The organism is Pseudomonas sp. 05L36 (genome assembly GCF_056398125.1).
In genome coordinates this window covers 17369-38547 of sequence record NZ_JBFTOU010000031.1, presented here as the reverse complement: position 1 = coordinate 38547, position 21179 = coordinate 17369, and the positions used below count along the sequence as shown (strand labels likewise).

The 21179-nt window shown below is 60.8% G+C and carries 17 protein-coding genes and 1 pseudogene; 7 read left to right on the top strand and 11 right to left on the bottom strand.

Annotated elements, in window-relative coordinates; translation table 11 throughout:
• The first annotated feature begins 56 nt into the window (after window positions 1-56).
• Window positions 57-461: a lysozyme inhibitor LprI family protein gene (locus AC1DKH_RS25940; RefSeq protein ID WP_477799719.1), complete on the top strand. Its 405-nt coding sequence runs from the start codon at window positions 57-59 to the stop codon at window positions 459-461.
• Window positions 462-601: 140 nt separating this feature from the next.
• Here the strand turns inward: AC1DKH_RS25940 and peaD are convergent, their stop codons facing one another.
• From peaD to peaA, 4 genes are all read right to left on the bottom strand, one after another.
• Complete coding sequence (gene peaD, locus AC1DKH_RS25935) at window positions 602-1720, bottom strand: quinohemoprotein amine dehydrogenase subunit beta (protein WP_477760265.1); 1119 nt, start codon at window positions 1718-1720, stop codon at window positions 602-604.
• Between the two features lie 21 nt (window positions 1721-1741).
• Window positions 1742-2065 carry a quinohemoprotein amine dehydrogenase subunit gamma gene (gene qhpC / locus AC1DKH_RS25930; RefSeq protein ID WP_007971075.1) on the bottom strand — a complete coding sequence of 108 codons (324 nt, stop codon included), beginning with the start codon at window positions 2063-2065 and terminating at the stop codon, window positions 1742-1744.
• Window position 2066: 1 nt separating this feature from the next.
• The gene (peaB, locus tag AC1DKH_RS25925) at window positions 2067-3497 is read right to left on the bottom strand and encodes a quinohemoprotein amine dehydrogenase maturation protein (protein WP_108231965.1); all 1431 of its coding nucleotides are present in this window, start codon (window positions 3495-3497) and stop codon (window positions 2067-2069) included.
• Window positions 3498-3589: 92 nt separating this feature from the next.
• Window positions 3590-5170: a quinohemoprotein amine dehydrogenase subunit alpha gene (gene peaA / locus AC1DKH_RS25920; RefSeq protein ID WP_477799718.1), complete on the bottom strand. Its 1581-nt coding sequence runs from the start codon at window positions 5168-5170 to the stop codon at window positions 3590-3592.
• 547 nt (window positions 5171-5717) lie between these two features.
• Between peaA and AC1DKH_RS25915 the strand changes: the two genes are divergently transcribed.
• Window positions 5718-7208 (top strand): aldehyde dehydrogenase family protein, encoded by a 1491-nt coding sequence (locus AC1DKH_RS25915; RefSeq protein WP_477753901.1) that lies wholly within the window; start codon window positions 5718-5720, stop codon window positions 7206-7208.
• Between the two features lie 118 nt (window positions 7209-7326).
• Here AC1DKH_RS25915 and qhpG read toward each other — a convergent pair whose 3' ends face one another.
• The 7 genes and pseudogenes from qhpG to AC1DKH_RS25880 form a co-directional block, all read right to left on the bottom strand.
• Window positions 7327-8625 (bottom strand): flavin-dependent monooxygenase QhpG, encoded by a 1299-nt coding sequence (qhpG, locus tag AC1DKH_RS25910; RefSeq protein ID WP_477799717.1) that lies wholly within the window; start codon window positions 8623-8625, stop codon window positions 7327-7329.
• Window positions 8622-9299, bottom strand: coding sequence for a subtilisin-like serine protease QhpE (gene qhpE, locus AC1DKH_RS25905; protein WP_477765147.1), 678 nt, complete (start codon window positions 9297-9299; stop codon window positions 8622-8624). Before qhpE ends, qhpG begins: the two co-directional genes overlap by 4 nt.
• Complete coding sequence (locus AC1DKH_RS25900; protein ID WP_477799716.1) at window positions 9289-11007, bottom strand: ABC transporter ATP-binding protein; 1719 nt, start codon at window positions 11005-11007, stop codon at window positions 9289-9291. Before AC1DKH_RS25900 ends, qhpE begins: the two co-directional genes overlap by 11 nt.
• Window positions 11007-12911 carry a sigma-54-dependent Fis family transcriptional regulator gene (locus AC1DKH_RS25895; protein ID WP_477799715.1) on the bottom strand — a complete coding sequence of 635 codons (1905 nt, stop codon included), beginning with the start codon at window positions 12909-12911 and terminating at the stop codon, window positions 11007-11009. The genes AC1DKH_RS25900 and AC1DKH_RS25895 overlap by 1 nt, the downstream gene beginning before the upstream one ends.
• A 227-nt stretch (window positions 12912-13138) precedes the next feature.
• Window positions 13139-14170, bottom strand: coding sequence for a histone deacetylase family protein (locus tag AC1DKH_RS25890; RefSeq protein ID WP_477799714.1), 1032 nt, complete (start codon window positions 14168-14170; stop codon window positions 13139-13141).
• Between the two features lie 151 nt (window positions 14171-14321).
• A pseudogene (locus AC1DKH_RS25885) lies at window positions 14322-14804 on the bottom strand (M20/M25/M40 family metallo-hydrolase); the annotation flags it as partial.
• A 380-nt stretch (window positions 14805-15184) separates the two neighbouring features.
• Window positions 15185-15958 carry a ParA family protein gene (locus tag AC1DKH_RS25880; RefSeq protein WP_477760262.1) on the bottom strand — a complete coding sequence of 258 codons (774 nt, stop codon included), beginning with the start codon at window positions 15956-15958 and terminating at the stop codon, window positions 15185-15187.
• Window positions 15959-16138: 180 nt separating this feature from the next.
• On the opposite strand from AC1DKH_RS25880, the gene AC1DKH_RS25875 reads away from it, so the two are divergent.
• The 5 genes from AC1DKH_RS25875 to AC1DKH_RS25855 all read left to right on the top strand — a co-directional run bounded on the left by AC1DKH_RS25875 (window position 16139) and on the right by AC1DKH_RS25855 (window position 21168).
• Window positions 16139-16408: a hypothetical protein gene (locus AC1DKH_RS25875; RefSeq protein WP_477799713.1), complete on the top strand. Its 270-nt coding sequence runs from the start codon at window positions 16139-16141 to the stop codon at window positions 16406-16408.
• A gap of 370 nt (window positions 16409-16778) precedes the next feature.
• Window positions 16779-17630, top strand: coding sequence for a sugar phosphate isomerase/epimerase family protein (locus AC1DKH_RS25870; protein WP_477799712.1), 852 nt, complete (start codon window positions 16779-16781; stop codon window positions 17628-17630).
• Between the two features lie 14 nt (window positions 17631-17644).
• Window positions 17645-18715 (top strand): isopenicillin N synthase family dioxygenase, encoded by a 1071-nt coding sequence (locus AC1DKH_RS25865; protein ID WP_477799711.1) that lies wholly within the window; start codon window positions 17645-17647, stop codon window positions 18713-18715.
• Window positions 18716-18761: 46 nt separating this feature from the next.
• The gene (locus AC1DKH_RS25860; protein WP_477799710.1) at window positions 18762-19556 is read left to right on the top strand and encodes an ABC transporter substrate-binding protein; all 795 of its coding nucleotides are present in this window, start codon (window positions 18762-18764) and stop codon (window positions 19554-19556) included.
• A gap of 64 nt (window positions 19557-19620) precedes the next feature.
• Window positions 19621-21168 carry an amino acid ABC transporter permease/ATP-binding protein gene (locus AC1DKH_RS25855; protein WP_477799709.1) on the top strand — a complete coding sequence of 516 codons (1548 nt, stop codon included), beginning with the start codon at window positions 19621-19623 and terminating at the stop codon, window positions 21166-21168.
• Window positions 21169-21179 lie beyond the last annotated feature (11 nt).

The following is a 21179-nucleotide window of genomic DNA, read 5'->3' as shown; positions in this document are numbered from 1 at the left end:
GAATGCCCCTCGGCGCTACACTGCATCTCTCATTCGGTCACAGCGAGCACTCGAGCATGAACCCACGCTTACTAATGGCGCTGACGCCTTTGTTGTTCACCTCCCTGGCCCATGCTGCCGTGAACTGCGACAACGCCACCGACCAGGCCACGATGAACCAGTGCGCATCGCAGCAGCATGCGGCGGCGGACAAGGAGTTGAATGCGCTTTACCAGCAAATCACTTCGCGACTCAAGAGCAACCCGGACAGCAAGAATCAGTTGGTGGGTGCGCAACGTGCGTGGGTTGCGTTTCGCGATGCCGAGTGCAGGTTCTCTGCGTCCGGGGTGGAAGGCGGGAGTGTGTATCCGCTGATCTACAGCAACTGCACCACAGAACTGACCAAGGCACGGGTTCAGACATTCAAGCAGTACTTGAAGTGTCAGGAGGGGGATTTGAGTTGTCCGGTGCCGGGGGTTTGAGTGTTGCAGTGTTTTTGAGGGCCTCATCGCGAGCAAGCTCGCTCCCACAGGGTTCGGGGGTGTTCACACAATAGTGGTCACACTGAAAATCCACTGTGGGAGCGAGCTTGCTCGCGATAGCGTCAGGTCAGGCGCCGCAATTACCGCACAAAAATCTGCGCCGTGGTAATCGCCATATCCCCGCCCGGCAACTTGACGCTGCCCGTCTGTTTCAGGCTGTCGGCATCAAAGATCGCCACATCGTTGAAGGTCCCCGCCAGGTAGATCTTGCTGCCGTCCTTGTTGAAGGAAATGCAGTAGTAGGAGTGATCGAGCGTGGCGGACTGGAGCATTTTCTTCTGCTTGATGTCGTACTTGGCCAGGCGGTTGAGTACGCCAAACATCAGGTTCGGGTCCTTGGGCGAGCGCATGCCGCTGAAGTAGATTTCCGTCAGAGGACCGAAGTCGGTGGTTTCGGTCTTGCCGGTCTTCAGGTCGACACTGAACAGGCCGTACAGGTATTCGGCGGTGGCCGGGTCCTGTTTCTTGTCCTTGAACTTCGCCGCGGTGTAGAGCAGCGAGAAGTCATGCCGGTAGGTCTGCTGGTTCCACACGTAGAGCACGTCCGGTGCGCTGTAGTTCGGGCGTTTCCAGTGGCGGCTGGGGATCAGCACATCGAACTTGCCGGTTTGCACATTGACCTTGTAGACGTCCGCCCCGGCCACGTACAGCGTGCCGTCGTCACCGCTCTGCATGATGGTCAGCTGGCGCGGCGCCGGGAAACTGCGCACCGGTTTGGCGTCCATGCCAGCGTTGGTGGCATACACGTCGAGTCGTGGCTGCTGTACTTCGTAACGGTCGTTCATCATCAACGTCGGGTTGGCGACCGTGTACAGCTCCTTGCCATCATGGCTGAGGGTGAAAGCAAACATCGAGCGCGCTTTCTCCCCCGGCTTCTGGGTGATGCTGGCGTGGAACACCTGTTTGCAACTGTCCAGTTCAACGCCGTAGACATCCGCATAGTGGTTGTTAAGCACGTAGGCGGTCTTGCGGTCCGGCGACAGCTGCACGGTGCCGGGGCCGAAGGCGTCGGGCATCTTGCAGGTCTTGAACAGGGTGTCAGTGGCCAGGTCGATCACGTGCAGGTTGTTCGGGTAGTTGGTGGTCAACATGTATTCGTGACCGTCTTGCAACGCGGTGTTTTCATCGGCCAGGACACTGACCGAACAGCTGCTCAGGACCGCAAACGCGGCCAGGCCGCAGGCTTTGATATTACGCATGCTGGAATCCTTCTTCTGTGATCACTTGTCTTTGGGGAAGACAGTGCCGAGGTTGCGCCAGTTTTCGTTGGACGCCTGGGCATCCTTGTTCCAGTCCGGGTAGGTGCTCATCATGTCGGGCACCTGGGCCGGCCACCAGCAAGGGTCGGAGCAACCGTAGAGGTCGGCCTCCATCGGCTGGCACAGCGAAGACACACCGCCAAACGCATCGATTTCCCAGCCCGGGTCGGTGGTCGAGGCACAGCCCGCCACAGAACTCATGGCCACCACTTCTTCAATGCGGTTTTCATCCGCGGCCTGATCCAGCTTCAACGCTTTGTTATTGATTGCCTTGAGATGTTTCATATCAGTGAGCCTTGCGCGGAGTGATGTAGCTGCTGATGAACGCAGGGTTATTGGCCATGATCCGGGTGTAGACCTCGATGCCGAAGTCGACCCAGTCACGCATCAGTTCGCAGTAGTGATAGGTCGGGTGCGTCGGGTCGCCGTAGCGGGCGTAGCTCTCGTGGTAGCAGCCGCCGGAACACAGGTTGCGGATCTGGCAGTCCTCGCAGCCGGTGTTGGTGCGATCCAGGCGCTGGGACAGGAAGTCGTTCAACTCCACCTGTTTCACGCCGCTGTGGACGTTGCCGAAGGTCGGCAGGCTCGAACCGGTAAAGCGGTGGCATAGGTTCAGCTCGCCCTTGTGATCCACCGCCAGCATCTTCAGGCCCGCGCCGCATGGCAGGGCTTTCTTGTGGCCTTCGTGGATGTCGGTGATGAGCTGGTGCAGGTTGGAGAAACCGATGTTGCGGTGCTCCAGCGCCGCTTCCAGGTAACGCTTGCCGAGTTTTTTCATGTTGGCGAACACCTGCACCAGCTCATCGCTGGTGAGGTTGAAGCTGCTGATGTCGCCGGAGGTCACCGGGGCAAAGCCGACTTCGGCAAAACCCAGTTCGTTGAACAGGTGATCCCAGATGGTTTCGACGTCGGTCACGCCGGTGGTGAGCGTTACGCGAGCACCGACCGGGCGGCTGTTGTAGCGCGACAGCAGCATCTCGGCCTTGCGCCGCACCACGTCATAGGTACCCTGCCCGCCCACGGTGATGCGGTTGCGGTCGTGCACGGTCTTCGGCCCGTCGATGCTAACGGACAGCCCGAAACGGTGGGCGTTGAGGTAGTCCACGGTTTCTTCGGTGAGCAGCGTGGCGTTGGTGGTCATGACGAATTCGACGAACTTGCCCGCCTCGCGAAAACGCTTCTCGCAATAGTCGACCATGTACTCGATCAGCTTGCGGTTGCTCAGCGGTTCGCCGCCGAAGAACACCACTGTGAAACGCTCTTCGTCCGGGGATTCGCGCAGCAGCATTTCCACCGAGGCAATCGCCGTCTCGACGTCCATCTTCTTGCCCGCCGACGGCTTGTCGAGGTCTTCCTTGTAGCAATAGGTGCAGCTCAGGTTGCAGCCGGTGTTGACGTTGAGCACCACGGTATTGATTGCCGTGCGCTCGACGCGCTTGGTGGCGATGTCCGGGGTCAGCGGCGAACCGTCGCTGACCAGTTCCAGGGCCATCAGTTCGCGCAGGGTCTCGGTGATTTCCTCGCCATTGAACCGCGCGGCCAGGCGCTGGATCAGGTCGTCCGAAGAACAACCGGGCCCGCGCAAGGTATCGATGATGGTGCCCGTCAGTTCATCGCTGGCGAACAGCGAACTACTGGGGATGTGAAACAGCATGCGGTCGGCATCGACCTGCACTTCGTGCAGGTTGCGTTCGACCAGATTCAAGATAGCGCCCATTGCCAACCTCCTGTGCAAGCCCCGGTTGGCGGGGCTTGCGGTCATTCCGAAAAGTGTCTGAAAGCGTTTTCAGCCAAGCTCACGTTGCAACATCACGGAATGGGTGGATTGTTCCAGCGTTGCACGGTCACGATCATGTGGCCTTCGCCGGTCAGGGACTTCCCTGCGTCGTCGACGGCGGCAATCACCTTGAGGTTGCCGGCATTGTTGGTGGACATCTTGCGTGCCGGGTTCGGCCCGGCATCGCCCGGGGTGAACACGCCGGCGTCGGCCTGCATGGTGCCGGCGAACTTGACGTCTTCGTCTTCCCTGGCGCGGTCGTCGAAGGCTTCGACCTTCCACTGCGCCGGGAACACGCCGATGCGATACGGCTTGCCGTCAGCGCCCTTGCCCCAGGCTTCTGCGTCGAAACGGCCCTGGACCTTCGGCGTCGAACCGCCGCCCTCGCCGATCCGCGCTACCGAAAATTCCGGCACCACTTTGACTTCGGCAATCTTGCTGTACACCGACAGGCTCGGGCCTTTCAGCGTGCCGACGCTGACCGCGCGCGCCCCCGGTTGGGCATTGGCGGCGGCCTTGAGCTTGACCTTGATCTGCTGCGGGCTCTGCGAGACGACTTCGAGCACTTCCACGCCTTTGCCAAAGTTCGGCTTGCCGGTCAGGCCGCTGCCGATCAGGGTCACTTCGGTTTCGCTGCCGGCCTTCAGATAGCCCGGCTGCACCGCCAGCAACCGCTGGGAACCCTGTTTGGCGGCGACGAAGTCCAGGCCGCGCTCGTCGTGCTCGGCCTCGAACATCCGGCCCTGCATCGCATTGCCTTGGGCGGCGAACACCTGGCGCATGGTCACGCCATCGATGGTCACGTTGCCGCGCCATTCGTAGCCGGTGTAGAGAATTGCACTGCCGTCGCCATTGAACGGGCTGCCGTCGGCGTATTGGCCTTTGACGCTGACCTTGAAGGTGTCGCTGCCATCGGCGCTCACGGTCATCACACCGGCCAGTTCACCCTTGCCCGGCAAGTGACCGCTGAAGCTCCAGTCACCCACCAGCGCATCGGCTTTGGGCGCCACGCTCTGCCATTTTTTCCAGGCCGGGTTGTCCAGCGGATAACGCTTGGCCAGCAGCGGCACCATGTCCTTGCGGGCGATGTCGAACCAGTCGCGGTCCCGGGCCAGCGCCTGATACTCCAGGGACGGCCACTGACCGAGGTGGAAGTTCACCAGGCGCTCCCACTCCTGCGCCGGACGCCGTTGCAGGGCCACCCGCGCACCGGAGTGGCAGCGGCCGCACATCTGGCTGGTCTGGTCGTCGAAGTGCTCGACGGTATTGAGCCGCCGCTCCAGCGCATAGCGCACGCCGTCGGTTTCGCTCGGCGCCAGGCCCTGGGTGTCGGCCAGGTACTTGACCAGCGTCCGGCGGTCGTCATCGCTGATCTGCAAGCCGTGCATGGTCTGCATCCGGGCAATGCTCATCAGCCAGCCTTCCGGCGTTTTGCGCTGGTGGCTGATGCGGCTGAGGGCGTTTTCGGCTTCGGGGGTGTGACAGCCCTGACAGGTTTCCTTGAGGATGGTCTGGGCGTCGCGGGCTGCCAGGCTATGAGGCGAATGCAGCGCTACACAAGCGGCTACGGCCAGCAGGCTGGCGCTCATGCCTGATCGGAGTTTTCTCTTCATCAACGTCAAACCTCGCACGGTGCGTTCTTATTGTTGTGGCTTATCGTTTTTTTTGGTTTCTGCCGTCGGCTTTGATCTGCTGACGGAGGCAAGAGAAACGTCTGCGATGAGCAATACACGGAGCGTGCCAGCTTACGAATACCTCAATGAATCAATGGTTTGCCAGAATCGGCGGGAGTTTTGCCAGTCATGCCATCGCGGCAACACGTTCAATTTCGCGACAACTGTTGCACTCTGAGACAAGCATAGCTTTCTGTAGGAGCGAGCCTGCTCGCGATGGTCGTTAACGATTACGCGTGCTTACCAGTTAAACGCAGCGCTCTTTAGTCCATCGCGAGCAGGCTCGCTCCTACAAAAAGCATTACGTTCCTGATGTACATTTTGTTCGGGACGTCTCACGTCGTCGCAATTTGCGACGTTTATCGATCTCATGGTGATCCACAGAGAATCTGTCACGCCCCACCAGATGGGGCCTTCTGGCCAAAAAAACACAACTGGCACAGCCATTGCGAATGACCTCGCCACACGAACAAGACGAGGTTTCATCATGTCGCTTCCAAATGTGCTTCCCGCCACTTCGGCGTTCATCCAGCGCGCCCCGCGCATGCTGATCGGCGGTGACTGGGTCGAGGCCGCCGACGGCCAGACCATGCCCCTGCACAACCCGGCCACCGGCGAAGTGCTGTGCGTGGTGCCACGGGCAACGCCTGCGGATGTCGACCGCGCGGTACTTGCCGCCCGCCAGGCGTTCGACGATTCGGCCTGGACCCGCACCCGCCCCCGGGAGCGGCAGAACCTGTTATGGAAACTCGCCGACCTGATGCAGCGCGACGCCGAGCTGCTGGCGCAACTGGAATGCCTGAACAACGGTAAAAGCGCGGCGGTGGCCCAGGTGATGGACGTGCAACTGGCCATCGACTTCCTGCGCTACATGGCCGGTTGGGCGACCAAGATCGAAGGTTCCACGGTTGACGTGTCGGCACCGCTGATGCCCAACGACCAGTTCCACAGTTTCATTCGACGTGAAGCGGTGGGCGTGGTCGGCGCCATCGTCGCCTGGAACTTCCCGCTGCTGTTGGCCTGCTGGAAACTCGGTCCGGCCCTGGCCACCGGCTGCACCGTGGTGCTCAAACCCGCCGACGAAACCCCGCTGACCGCACTGAAACTCGCCGAGCTGGTGCTGGAGGCTGGTTACCCCGAAGGCGTGTTCAATGTGGTCACCGGTACCGGCATCACCGCCGGCTCCGCCCTGACTCATAACCCATTGGTGGACAAGCTGACCTTCACCGGCTCCACTGCGGTGGGCAAGCAAATCGGCAAGATCGCCATGGATTCCATGACCCGGGTCACCCTGGAGCTGGGCGGCAAATCACCGACCATCGTCATGGCCGACGCCGACCTGAAAACCGCCGCGGCCGGGGCCGCCAGCGCGATTTTCTTCAATCAGGGACAGGTCTGCTGCGCAGGCTCCAGGCTGTATGTGCAGCGCAAGCACTTCGACAATGTGGTGGCGGACATCGCTGGCATCGCCAACGCCATGAAACTCGGCAACGGCCTCGACCCGAGCGTCGACATGGGGCCGTTGATCTCGGCGCGCCAGCAGGAGCGCGTCTACGGCTACATCGAAAAGGGCCGGGAAAGCGGCGCGACCATCGCCTGCGGCGGTGAGCAGTTCGGCCCGGGGTTCTTCGTCAAGCCGACGGTGATTGTCGATGTCGATCAGAAGCACTCACTGGTGCAGGAAGAGATTTTCGGCCCGGTGCTGGTGGCCATTCCGTTCGACGACGAGGCCGATGCCTTGCGCATGGCCAATGACAGTCCGTATGGATTGGGCGCGAGTATCTGGTCGAATGATCTGGCGGCGGTGCACCGGATGATTCCACGGATCAAGTCAGGGTCAGTATGGGTCAACTGCCACAGCGCCCTGGACCCGGCACTGCCGTTCGGCGGCTACAAGATGTCCGGGGTCGGGCGTGAGATGGGGTATGCGGCGATCGAGCATTACACCGAGTTGAAGTCGGTGTTGATCAAGTTGTAATAGCGGCGTTCTTCAGACCGCCATCGCGAGCAAGCTCCCACAGGGGATTTGTGTACGACGCAAAACCACTGTGGGAGCGAGCTTGCTCGCGATGAGGCCGGTCCAGACAGCTCAAACCTCAGGGTTTGAACCCCTGAGCCAACAACCAGCCACGAACCAACCTTCCCTGCTCCAACGTCAATCCGGCCAACACCAGATCCGCTGGCTCGCCGTGTTTTAACCGCCGCACCAACGGCGCCACCTCAACCCCCTGCACATGCCAGATCCCCAACGGCTGATCGACCGTGATCACCACCTCGGCCTCATCGACCCACCCATCACGCAACACCGGCGCCCGCTCAACCCTCAGCGCATTGAAATCCGCTTCGGCATGGGCCACGTCGGCGTCCGGCCAGTTCCGTCGTGCCTGCCAGAACGGCTGGTCCGGCCAGCGCTGCTCATCGGCATAGAAATCCCGGCCGATCCGCGCAAACCGCAAAAACAACTGCTCCACCCGCTGTTGGTGAAAACGCTGGGCCAGAGCCGCTCGCTCGGGCTTGCACAGCAGCGTGTTGATCACTGCCGGCGCCTGCAACGCCGAAGACAAGGACTGAAAGATCCCGTTGCCCGACAGCGGGTCGACGGCCATTGCCGCATCGCCGACCCGAATCCAGTTTTCACCACCCACCTGCGGGCTCAGAATCGCCGTGCTGCTGCGGGCGTGCAGTTGTAGATCACACTCCGCTTCACCGGCAAAAAATGCGGCGGCCAGCTTCGAAGCATGGCGCCGCTGCCGGCAGTAACCGAGCAACTGAGCCTTGCCTGGCAACCCGGCGCTGGCCACGTCCACCGTCCATTGCCAGTAACACTGGCCGTCGGCGCGCCGCGCCATCCACGCCCAGCCGTCCTCGAGGCTTTCCACGGCGCTGGCGGTGCTGCCCGGCGAACCCTGCCAGCGATTGAGCAAACTGACGGTCTCGGGACCGCGCAAGCCTTTGCCGGCAGCCGGAGCCTGACGTCCGCGGGCCTCGACGAGAAACGCTGCAAGCAGCGGTTCGCGGCCATCGATTTCGATTCGGTGGCCATTGGCCGATGACTGAACCATCAGCACCCGGCCTTCGATCAGCTCGACCCCCGCCAGGCGCAAATCCTCACGCAGGCCTCGGTCAAACACCGGACGGTCGAGCAAGTACTCGATGTTCTGCGCATGGTGCTGGCCATTCCACGAGACCTGGCGTTGAGAAGGCGGCGCCGCTTCCGCCAACGCCTGATGCAGGCCCGCGCTGCGCAAGGCATCCAGAACCCGCACGGACACGCCTTCGAGCGCGGCAAACCGGCGCCATTCGCTGATCAGCGTGACGCCATGGCCCAGCCGTCGTAGCCCCAGTGCGACGGCGACGCCGGCCGGTCCGGCACCCAGAATGACGATGTCGGTCATGGCCCGAAGCGCCGTTCAGGGCCACGGTAACGGGCATGCTCGCGCAACCACTCGATGACTTGCGCATTGCTGGCGTCAGGCTGTTCGGCGAGGAACCCGGCGATGTGCCCGCTCAAGGCGGCACAACCGAGGCTCGCCCCGGATTGCCCCGGATAGGTGCCCTGCACACACGCGGCGAAATCCGCCTGGGCAGTGTTGAGCCACGACCATTCCTGCTCGGCGCAGCGCGCATCGCCGGTCACCCGCACCACCTGCGGATAGTTCGCCGGGAACACCCCTTCCCCCTGGGCCGGGCTCGACGCACACAGCAGCACGCCCCGCGCCACTGCCGCCGCGCAGGCCACGCGCAACAGGCTGCGATCCTGGCGCAGGCCAAGGCTCAGATTGATCAGTCGCACGTCCTGCGCCAGCAGCCAGTCAATCGCCGTGGCGATCTGCAAGGCGCTGGTGACACCGCGCTGGTCGAACACCTGCGCCACGCAAAACAGCGCCGAGGGGGCACGCCGGCCGATCGCCTCGATCACCGCGCTGCCATGCCCCAGCGGGTCGTCGCGCAACTCGCCCTCGGCCAGACCGTCTTCGAGCAATGCAAAGCGTCGACCGGCGATCACTCGCACCCGCTGTGCCGCCGAGTGGCCGCTGTCCACCACACCAATACGCAATTCAGGTTTCATGCAGCACCGTCTTCGAGGTCAGCACGCCGTCGAGCAATTCGAAACGCAGATCGGCATCGGCCAGGGTTGAGGGGCGATGGCTGATCAGGATGCGCGTACGCCCGGCGAACAAGCGGTCGATGGCGTCGATGACTTCGCGCTCGGTGGCTTCATCCACCGCGGAAGTGGCTTCATCGAGCACCAGGATCAAAGGGTCCTGCAACAGCGCCCGGGCAATCGCGATGCGTTGTTTCTGCCCACCGGACAACTGCTGACCGCGCTCGCCCAACGGACTGTCGAGGCCTTCGGGCAAGGACTCGATCAGGCTGTCGAGTTGCGCCAGTCGCGCCACTTCGGCAATCGCTTCGCGGCTGGCGTCCGGCACCGCATAGGCCAGGTTGTCGGCGAGGCTGCCGCGAAACAGCACGATGTCCTGGCTGACGATGGCGATGCGCCGACGCAACTGGAACAGGTCCAGTTCGCGCAGATCGACGTCGCCCAGCAGTACCCGGCCCGATTGCGGATCGTGATGACGTTGCAGCAGGTCAATCAGGGTGGATTTACCTACGCCGGAGCCGCCGCTGAGGGCCACTTTCATACCGTAGGGAATCCGCGCCTCGATGCCGCGCAAGGTCGATTGGCGGCCGGGATGGGCGAAGTGCACGTTGTCGAACCAGAGATCGCCGCCATTGGGCATCGGGCGTGGCGTGGCGGGCGTCAACACGGTCGGTTGTTCGCCGCGCAATTCCATGACCCGGCCGAGGCTGACCGTCATCCGCTGAATCGCGACGTAAAGCCCGAGCAGACTCTGCACCGGCCCCACGGCCATGCCCAGGTAAGTGGAAAACGCAATCAGGGCGCCGAGTTGCCAGGTGCCCTGCACCACCCAGTAACCGCCGATCAAGAATGCGCAGGCCCGGGACAGCGAGGTCAGGGTACCGGGCACGGCCTGGGTGAAAAACTCGGTGACTTGCAGGCGCAGCAACTGGCTCATGTAGCCCTGCCCCAGCGTCTCGAGGCGCCGTGCTTCGCGCTGTTGCTGGCCGGCGGACTGGATGAATTTCATCACCGGCAGCGTCTCGACCATGAACGACGACATGTCCGCCGAACGCTCGCGCAACTGCCGCACATCGCGCTCGACCTTGCGCCGCATCCAGCGCAGCCAGAGGACATCGAGGGGAATCAGCACCAGGGCCAGCAGCGATAACTTCCAGGACAAGGTCAGCAGCATCGCCACGGCCACCACCAGGCCGATCACGCTGGACACCGCCGAAAACAGCGAGTCCACGGCAAACCGCTGGATTTCCGCGACGTCGCCATCGAGGCGCGACATCAGGTCGCCGATGCGCCGCTGGCCGTAAAAGCCCGGCGACAGGGTTTGCAAATGCCGGTACAGGTCATCGCGCAAGGCAAACAGCATGCGCCCGGACAATCGCGTGTGCAGGTAGCGGTTGATGCCCGAGAGCGCTGTGCCCAACAACCCGGCGACGATCATCAGCCCGGCAATCAACACCAGCATCGGGAAGTTGCGCGCCAACAGGCCATCGTCGATCAGCAGTTTGGTCAGCCACGGCTGCACCAGCACCAGCGCCGAGGCGCAGACCGACAGGCCCAACAGCCCGGCAATCGCCAGGCGATGGGGTCGCACAAAGCTATACAGCCAGCGCAGCGACGCTTGCAGCGCCTCGGGGTTCTGGCTGTCGATCAGCCGAACGATCAGGCGCTGCATCACGAACGCAACTGTTTGAGCTTGCGATACAGGGTCGCGCGGCTGATACCCAGGGCGTCGGCGGCGGCCGAGACGTTGCCCTGATGCGTGTCCATGGACTGACGGATCAGCTCCAGTTCGTTTTCCCGGATGCTGCCGGCCTGGGGCCGTTCGCTGGCGGTCAACTCGTCGAGCATGCTGTCGGGCAAGTGGTCGAGGGTCAGCACGGTTTCACCCGGTTCGCGCATGGCCAGTGCGGTGCGCAGAACCATCTCCAGTTGGCGGATGTTGCCCGGCCAGTGATAACCGCCGAGCAAGCGATTGAGATCATCGTGCAGAACCACGATGGGGGCGCCCAGTGTCGTCAGCATGCGGCTGACCAGCGCGGCGAAATCTTCGCGTTCGCGCAGGGCCGGGAGCATCACGCTGATGCCGTTGACCCGGTAGAACAAGTCCTCGCGAAAGTGTTTTTCTTCCACCAGACGCTTGAGGTCGCGATGGGTGGCGCAGATCAGCGCAACGTCGATGTCCTGCTCTTCCCCAGCGCCCAGGGGCGCGACCTTGCGATCCTGCAATACCCGCAACAGTCGGGCCTGCAAGGCCAGGGGCATGTCGCCGATTTCATCGAGGAACAAGGTGCCGCCATGGGCCTGCTGCAAGCGCCCGACCATGCCGCCCCGGCGTGAACCGGTGAACGCGCCTTCGCGATAGCCGAACAGTTCGGACTCGATCAGGCCTTCGGGAATGGCTGCGCAGTTCACTGCCACGAAGGGTTTGTCGCAGCGCGCTCCGGCCATGTGCAGGGCGCGGGCGATAACCTCTTTACCGGTGCCGGTTTCGCCCAACAACAAAACCGGCAGTTCATTGGCCAGCCCCTGGCGGGCCATGCGCAAGGCACGGGCGTAGCGCGTATTGCTGCCGGCGAGCGCTTCCAGATCCGGTTGCGCCTTGGCCGGTTTCGCGACAGTGCGCGGCGGGCTGCTGACGTTGATCGAGCGTTGCGGCGCACGCAGGGTTTTGTAGAAGAATTCACCCTTGGCGGTTTGCAGGCTGCCGGCCCCGCCCTGGTGCAGACGCGCCAACAACTGCAGGCCGTCGACTCCGAGAAACTCCTCGCAGCGTCGCCCGACCAGGGCCGAGCGCTCGGCGTTGAGCAACTGGCAGGCCTGGGCGCTGACCGCCAGGATCTGCCCGCCAAGACTCACGGCCAGCAGGCCTTGCCACGGCGATTCCAGGTATTGCCTGCGGCTGTGGAAGGCCAGGACGATTTCGTCAGGATAACTGGCGTTGAACACCCGGCTTTCAATCTGGCTGACCGCCATGGCCAGCAGCGCAGTGCTGTCGTGGGCACGGCCGAGCGGGCCTTCGCGGGTCAGGTCGAGGACGCCAAGAATGTCGCCTTGGGGGCAATGTATCGGCACCGAAGTACAGGAAAAATCACTGAGGCGATCCAGATAATGTTCGCCGCAATCGATCAGGGTCGGGCGGGCTTCCACCAGTGCCGTGCCGAGGGCGTTGGTGCCGCGAACCGCTTCGCTCCAGCAGGCGCCCAGGGTGATGTCCTGCAGGCCGCTGCCCTTGAGTCGGTCGGCGCGGCCTTCGACGGCGAGGATGGTGGCGTCGGAGTTGGCGAGGATGATCAGCCCTTCCTTGCCCTGACGCTCGGCCAGGTAATCGATCGCTGGCAACGCGGCGTCGATCAGCAAGCGGTTGCTTGCCAGCAACACGTCGAGGCTGGCACTCGATTCCAGCGCCAGCTCGTGCTTGGCATTGAAATGCACACCATGGCTCAGACTGCGTCGCCACGAGGCATCGATTTCCGCACGCAGGACGCCATCCGGCACTTCGCCTTCCAGGTGCAGCTTTTCCCGGGCCAGCCGGGCTTCGCGATGCAGTTTGGGGGAGTTTGTTTTTATTAGCGTCATCAAGCGCTCCGGGTCATCCGCCCTGCGCCTTCATACGTCGGCGCCCTGGAGCAATCTTTACGTTAACGTAAGGGCTGTGGCAAGTGCCGTAGGGCGCTTACAGACCGCGTTATCGTTCATCGCGAGCAAGCTCGCTCCCACAGTGACCGAGGTGAGCCGCATATTTGTGTTCAACACTCACCAGTGTGGGAGCGAGCTTGCTCGCGATAGCAATCTTCCAGACGCCGTCAAACTCTGAGCTGCCAAACCTCAGGCCCGACAAAAAACGCCTTGGCATTATCCTCCAGACTCTCCAGGTGATACCCGCCCTCCTGCACAATCAGGCACGGCAACCCAAGGCTGCGAATCCGCTCACCGAGCACGGCAAACCCTTCGCGGGTCACCGCCACTTTGCTTTGCGGGTCCAGTTCGAAAATGTCGAAGCCCAGGGACAGCACCAGCACCTCGGCGCCAAAGTCCGTCACCGCCTTCAGTGCTACATCCAATTGCTCCAGAAAGTCGGCCTCGCTGGCGCCATGGGCCATCGGCAGGTTGAGGTTGAAACCCTCGCCCGCCCCGACACCGCGCTCATCGGCGAAACCTGCGACACCCGGATAGACGTTGGTCGGATCGCCGTGCACCGAAACGTAGAGCACGTCATCACGCTCGTAGAAGATCTCCTGAATCCCTTGCCCGTGGTGCATGTCGGTATCCAGCACCGCTACCCGCGAAAAACCGGCGCGCAATACCTGGGCGGCCACCGCCGTATTGTTCATATAACAGAAACCACCCGCCGCTTCGGCCCGGGCGTGGTGACCCGGTGGACGGCACAGGGCATACGCTGCCGGTTCACCCTCGAGCAACGCCCGGGCACCGGCGATGGCGCTTTGCGCCGACCAGTAAGCCGAACGCCAGGTTTGCTCGCCCACCGGGCAACTGCCATCGGCCAGATAGCGCGCGGCTTGCGCGAGAATTCCGCGCAGGGCATTGGGTTCGCGGACAAAGATGTTCGACATCACTTCGTCACCCCAATCTTCGGGAATCTCTTTCCAGCGCTGATGGGCTTCCTGCAAGAACGCCAGGTACGGTGCGCCGTGCACCGTCAGCAGCAGAGCGAGCCCGGCATCGGCCGGTTGCTCAACGGTAAAACCCAACGCATGAGACGCCTGCACCAGGCGCTGCGCACGCTCCGGCACTTCCTGCGGCGTACGCATCTGGCCACGGGAGTAGTAACTGCGTGGATGGTGGAGCAATTGTTCGGGGTGGAAAAAACTGCGCATGGGATAAATTCCTGTCAGCGAACGTAGGTCTTGAAACCAACCGCATCCCACTGTGGGAGCGAGCTTGCTCGCGATGAGGCCAGCACATTCAACATTGATGGCGACTGATCCACCGTTATCGCGAGCAAGCTCGCTCCCACAGGGATCGTGTTTATTCAGTGCTTCCGGCGCGGGCCAACACGGCGTTGAGCAACACATCAGTGCCCTGGCGCACATCCTCGGGCAGTACGTCTTCGGCTTCGTTGTGGCTAAAACCGCCCACGCACGGGATGAACACCATGGCCGTCGGGCAGAACCGCGCCAGGTGGATCGCGTCATGTCCGGCGCCACTGACAATCGACTGCTGAGCGTAGCCCAGCGCGTCCATGGCCTGTTGCACCGCCGCCACGCAGTCCGCGTCGAACGGCGTCGCCGGGCTGATCCAGTGCGGGGTGATCGCCAGTTTCAAACCGCGAGCGTCGGCGATCGCCTGCAGCCGCCCAAGGACCTGTTGCTCCATCGCCTCGATGGTTTCATCGCGGTGATGACGCAGGTCGACGGTGAAGTTCACTAGACCCGGGATGGTGTTGCGCGACGACTTGTTGATGCCCAACTCACCGACCGTGGTCAGGCCTTCGGGGGCGAAGTCCGTCGCTTTTACTGTTTGTAGAACGCTTATGCGTGGGCCTTCAGTAGAAATTAAAAATGTGTGCATGCCTCAAGGTAAAACTTGAGCCTGGCCTTAAACCGCTGGAGCACCTGTGGGCGGAGGCTTCCACCTGTGAACTTCGACAAGCCGAGGACGAAATGCAAAAACTGAAAATGCCGCGTCCAAAAATCTCGGGCAAAAAAAATGGCCATCCCAAAGGCGGCCAGGAAAACAGGTGTTGATTCGAAGCAGGAGCTAGCGATTGCGCGCGAGTTATCGTACTGGCATTTCAATTTCAATTTTATGTTCAGCGCACGGAATCAGATGGCGAACCAAGGCGTGCCATCCCATCGTCAGACGCTGAATTTTCAACCTTGCTCTTACGATCAACCGGCTCTTTCCAAAGCGGAAAACAGGCTGACGAACTCCAATGACAGCTTATGGCGTGGAGCCAAGTGGATCATGGGCACCGACGCTTCATGGGACTCACGCATTTTGACCGTGCTGCTCAAATAATCCGGTAACACGGGTAAGCCTTCGGCCACCAACTCGTCGATCAGCATCTGGTGCAAGCTGACACGCGCCACAAATTGGTTGACCACCACACCTTCCACGATCAACGACTCATTATGGTCAGCCTGCAACTCGGCCACTTGCGCGATGACGCTATAGAGCGCCTGACGAGAAAAGCTGTCGCAATCGAATGGAATCAGCACGCGGTCGGCGGCAATCAGTGCGCTGAACGTATAGAAATTCAGGGAAGGCGGCGTGTCGATATAAATGCGTTCGTAATCTTCGGAAAGCTCCACCAACAAGCGGCGCAGCTTGTTGATCTTGAATTTGGACTCAAGCTTTGACTGCAGGTCAGCAAGCTCGTGGCTGGCCGTGACCAGGTGCAGATTGTCATAGCGAGTATCAGTGATGGCCACCCGATTCTTTTTGCTGGCCGGGCCGCTGGATAAGGTTTGCTTGAAGAAATCGGCAATCCCCATGGGGATATCATCGCCTTTCAGCCCTGTCAGGTATTGGGTCGAGTTAGCCTGAGGATCGAGATCCACCAGCAGCGTCCTGTAGCCTTCGGCAGCACTGACAGCCGCGAGATTGCAGGCGATGCTTGATTTGCCAACGCCTCCTTTTTGATTGAACACCGCTCGACGCATGAGGAAGGTAACCCTGAAAAAGATCTCCCTCGATCATAGGATTGAAACATTTCAGTAATATTTCTACGCGACAATTTTGTTTCATTTTTAAGACAGCAGCTGCCATATCCTGACTGCGTCATCCGACATGCAGTTAACGATAGGCGTGTCTGTACTTATGGCATTACAAGGAGGTCGACAATGCAATGTTCGCTGGATGAAATACGCCACCAGATCCTGGACGCCGAACCCGTTTTGAAACGACTCGATATCGAGATGGAAGGGATACAGTTTGATCCGCTGGTACCTTCAAGCGTCACTGCCGCCTATGCCAAGGTAGATCGGGTGATTGAGCATTTGTTGGCCCGGTTCAAGGCAAACCCCATCCTTGGGCCGTTAACGACAGAGCTGAAGTCCCAGTATTTTGATGGTATTCGAGCGAAGGTAGCGCATGCCAGGAATGGCAAGTAGCTTGGAACTTCGTCGGCAGCGCCCGGTTGAATCCGGGCAGTCTGGAAGGACCGACTATTCAGCAGAATCGACCAAAAGCGAACCCTCGGCAACCCGGTGTCGCTTGGGAGTCTTCAAAATGATGCCGTAACAATGGCATCTCTCGCTAATAGCCAACGTAGACACGTTCTCGCCCATAAAATTGCTCCTGGCAAGCGAGATAAATAGCTAGCTATTTGTTAGTGAAAGTCTGAAGTATTCATTTGAACTTTCAGATTCTTTCACCGCGCGGCCTGTGCCTAACATCGACTCCACAGCAAACCAGGCGCTTGGCAGCCTGGCGCCGTCGAAATGCTTTTGCAGCAGGCCCTGGGATTTTTGAGGATCACCGATGAAGCTGGAAATTTTCCGAACGCTGTGGGGCTATACCGCCAGCAAGGCTCAGGCGCTCGAGGAGTTGCTGCACGCGGGCTTTGACGGCATGGAAGCACGCCTGCCACTGGACGCCCGTGAACGGGCCGAGTTCGGCGCTTTTCTCCAGGCCAATCGCCTGGGCTATATCAGCACGGTCTTCACTGCGTACGACGTGCTGCCGGACCAGTCGGCAACGCCTGCCGTCCACCTCAATGACCTCGACCAGAAACTCGCCTGGGCCGCCGAACTCGCCCCACGCTTCGTCAACGTGCTGGCGGGCAATGATCGCTGGTCCTTGCCACAACAAGTGGAGTTTTTCGGCCAGGCGCTGGATCTGGCGCGCAAGCATGGCCAGGTCTGCAGTTTCGAAACCCACCGCTCGCGTTCGCTGTTCAATCCCTGGGTGACCCTGGAGTTGATCCGCCAACTGCCCGATCTGTTGTTCACCAGTGACATCAGCCATTGGGTGGTGACCTGCGAACGCCTGTTGAATGACCCGGCCGATGACCTCAGCGCTTTCATCGAGCGGGTTCACCATATCCAGGCCCGGGTCGGTTATGACCAGGGGCCTCAGGTTCCGCACCCGGCGGCTCCCGAATATGCAAGGGAACTGGCGTTCCATCAGCAGCACTGGGAAAGCATCTGGCGCTCTCAGCAAGCCCGCGGTTACCGGGTCAGCACCCTGACCCCGGAATTCGGCGCCGACGGCTACCTGCATCATTTGCCCTTCACCAATGTCCCGGTCGCCGACCTTTGGTCATTGAACGTATGGATGGGCCAGACCGAGCGCGAACACTTCGAGCGTTTCAGCCATTCAAGCCATCCTTAGGGAGCCGATGCATCATGCCTGACAACAAAAACAACAGCGCCAGCAATGACACCCACAAAGCCAACTTCAATAGCATCCCGGTGGTCAACATCGCTGGTCTGTTCAGCTTTGAACCTGAACACCGCCTGGCCGTGGCCGAACAATTGGGGCGCGCCGCCAGCGAGGTCGGGTTCCTCTACATCACCCATCACGGTATCGACCCGCAACTGATCGCCAACCTGCGCAAGGCCGCCAAGGACTTTTTCGACCAGCCCCTGGACGCCAAGATGCGCCACTACATCGGCACCTCACAAACCCACAAGGGCTTTGTACCCGAAGGCGAAGAGGTCTATTCCAAAGGCAAGCCGGACCACAAGGAAGCCTTCGACGTCGGCTTCGAAGTCCCGGCCGATGACCCGTTGGTGCTGGCCAACACCCCATTGCTGGGGCCCAACGACTGGCCGCAGCTGTCAGGTTTCAAGGCGTCGGTGCAGGCCTACTATGAAGCGATCTTCGCCTTGGGCCGGCGCCTGTTCGGTGGCTTCGCCCTGACCCTGGGCCTGGAAGAAAACTATTTCGACAGCCTGGTCACCCGTCCGCCGTCCAAGCTGCGCCTGATCCACTACCCCTTTGACGGTGCTGCCCATGACGCACCGGGTCTTGGCGCTCATACTGATTACGAGTGCTTCACCATCCTTTTGGCCGACAAACCGGGCCTTGAGGTGATGAACGATCTTGGCCAATGGATCGATGCACCACCGATGGCCGATGCCTTTGTCGTCAACATCGGCGACATGCTGGAAGTGATGACGGCAGGCGCTTTCGTTGCCACCGCGCACCGGGTGCGCAGCGTGAAGGAGGAGCGCTATTCCTTTCCGCTGTTTTATGCCTGCGACTATCACACCCAGATCAGACCGCTGCCCGGGTTCGCCCAGGCAGGCAACGACTACGAAGAAATCACCATCGGCGAACACATGTATGGCCAGGCGCTGCAGACCTATCAGTATCTGCGCCAAAGGGTGGCCAATGGGGAAGTTCAACTGCCAGGCAAGGCACGCAAGCCCGCCAGTTTCGGACATTTGAAAAATCAGGTTCAACCGTCCTGATTGAAGTTTTCAACTAAACCCCTACCTACGCCGGAGTCAGCACATCATGAAAAACAACAAGAAAAACCTTTTGAGCCTGGCTGTATTGGCAGCCGGCATGTTCGCTGCCTCGGTAAGCATGGCCGCGGCAGACACGTTCAAGGTCGGCATGGAAATCACCTACCCGCCCTTCGAGTCCTATGACAAGGACAAGAATGTGGTGGGTTCCGACCCCGAGCTGGCAACGGCACTGGCCAAACACATGAACGCCAAGGTGGAGTTCGTCGACACCAAGTTCCCGAGCCTGATCCTGGGCCTGAACTCCGGCAAGTACGACGCGGTCATTTCCGGCATGTACATCACACCGGAGCGCCAGACCCAGGCCCAGACCATCGCCTATGCCAACACCGGCGCCGCGGTCATGGTGCCCAAGGGCAGCGAGATCAATGCGAAAAAACCTGAGGATCTGTGCGGCTTGAAACTGGGCCTGGAACAGGGCACGACCTGGGTCAAGGAATTCAGGAAGCTGTCCGACGAATACTGCGTGCCGAACAACAAAGGCGCGATCACCGTCAGCGAGTACCCTTCGGCACCCGAAGTGACCCAGGCCCTGCTGTCCAAAAACATCCAGGCCCAGGTCGAAATCGCTGGCGCGGCAAAAATGATCGCGGAAAAGACCAACGGCCGGGTAGTGATCACCACCGAGCATCCGATTTATCAGCAAACCCTGGGCATCTTCGTCAAGAAAGGTAACGACGAAACCTTCCAGGCCGTGCAAAAGGCCTTCGAGGAGAGCAAAAAGAGCGGAGAATACGCGGCAATCCTCAAGAAATATGGCTTGGAAGAACCGACTGCCAACTAAGAACCTGTCCTTGTAGTCTGGTCATCTGCCTCCCCTGCACCGGGGCGGCAGATCGAGGTGCCCCATGCAATTCGATTGGTCGTATTTCTTATCCCTGTTCTCCCTGCCGGACTTCTGGAAGGCCTGCGTCACAGTAGTCCAGCTCAGTGCCCTGGCCTGGTTCATCGGCATGCTGCTGGGTTTTGTCCTGGCCACGGCCAAGCTGTCCCAAACGCCCTTGCTGCGCATTCCCGCAGCGGTCTACATCTGGTTCTTCCGCAGCATCCCGTTGCTGGTGCTGGTGGTCTTCGTCTACAACCTGCCGCAATTGTTTCCCGGTAGCGGACCGATTCTGTCCAACCCCTTCTATTCCGGCCTGCTGGCCCTGGTGGTCACGGAAGCTGCGTACATGGCGGAAATCCATCGTGGCGGCCTGATCTCCGTGGCCAAGGGCCAGAAGGAAGCCGGGCGCGCGCTGGGTGTCGGCCTGTTGGGCATGCAACGCCTGATCGTGATCCCCCAGGCTTTCCGTATTTCGCTGCCGACCTTGATCAATGAATACATCACCGTGGTCAAGCTGACATCGCTGGTCTCGGTCATCTCCCTGACCGAAATCCTCACGGTCGGCCAACGCCTCTATGCCACCAACTTCCTGGTCATGGAAACCCTGGCGGCGGTAGGCGTCTATTACGTGTTGATCGTCACCGTGTTCGGTTATTTCCTGCAACGCCTGGAGCGCTATCTGGACCTGAACTTCCGCAAGCCGCACACGCTCGACGCGGCCACCATCGCCAGGTTCAAGGCCAGTGCCGAAGCGTTGCCCGACACTGCGCGCAAGGCAGCAGGCAGCAACACAACGCCGATCCTGCAACTGAAGAACATCCAGAAGAGCTATGGCACGCACAAGGTGCTGCTGGGTATCGACCTTAATGTCGAATGCGGCCAGGTGGTCTCGATCATCGGGCCATCCGGCTCCGGCAAGACTTCGCTGATTCGCACGGTCAACGGCCTGGAAAGCATCGATACCGGCGACATTCTGTTGTTCGGCGAAAAATTCATCGAGGCTTCGGACAAACCCAACGGCTCCCGCCTGCGCAAAGGCGTGCGGCACATTGGCATGGTGTTCCAGAACTTCAACCTGTTCCCGCACCGCACCATTCTCGACAACGTCACCCTGGCACCGCGTTACCACGGCCAGCCGGGCGAGCTGAGTGAACATCGTGCCTATGCGCTACTGGACAAGGTCGGCCTGCTGGCCCATGCCCACAAGTACCCGCACCAGCTCTCCGGTGGGCAACAACAACGCGTGGCGATCGCCCGAGCCCTGGCGATGGAGCCGCAGATCATGCTGTTCGACGAGCCGACCTCGGCCCTCGACCCGGAACTGGTCAACGACGTGCTGAACGTGATCCGCGACCTGGCGAAAGAAGGCATGACCATGCTGATCGTGACCCACGAAATGGACTTTGCCATGTCGATATCCGACCGGGTCGTGTTCATGGAGAACGGTAATATCCAACTGGATGCCGCACCTGAAACCATACGATGCGATGCCAAAGGAGAACGAGTGCGGCGCTTCATGGGAATCAGTACCCCATCGCCAAGCCTGTCTGCAACGCTGGATCATGCATGAGCAGGGTGCAG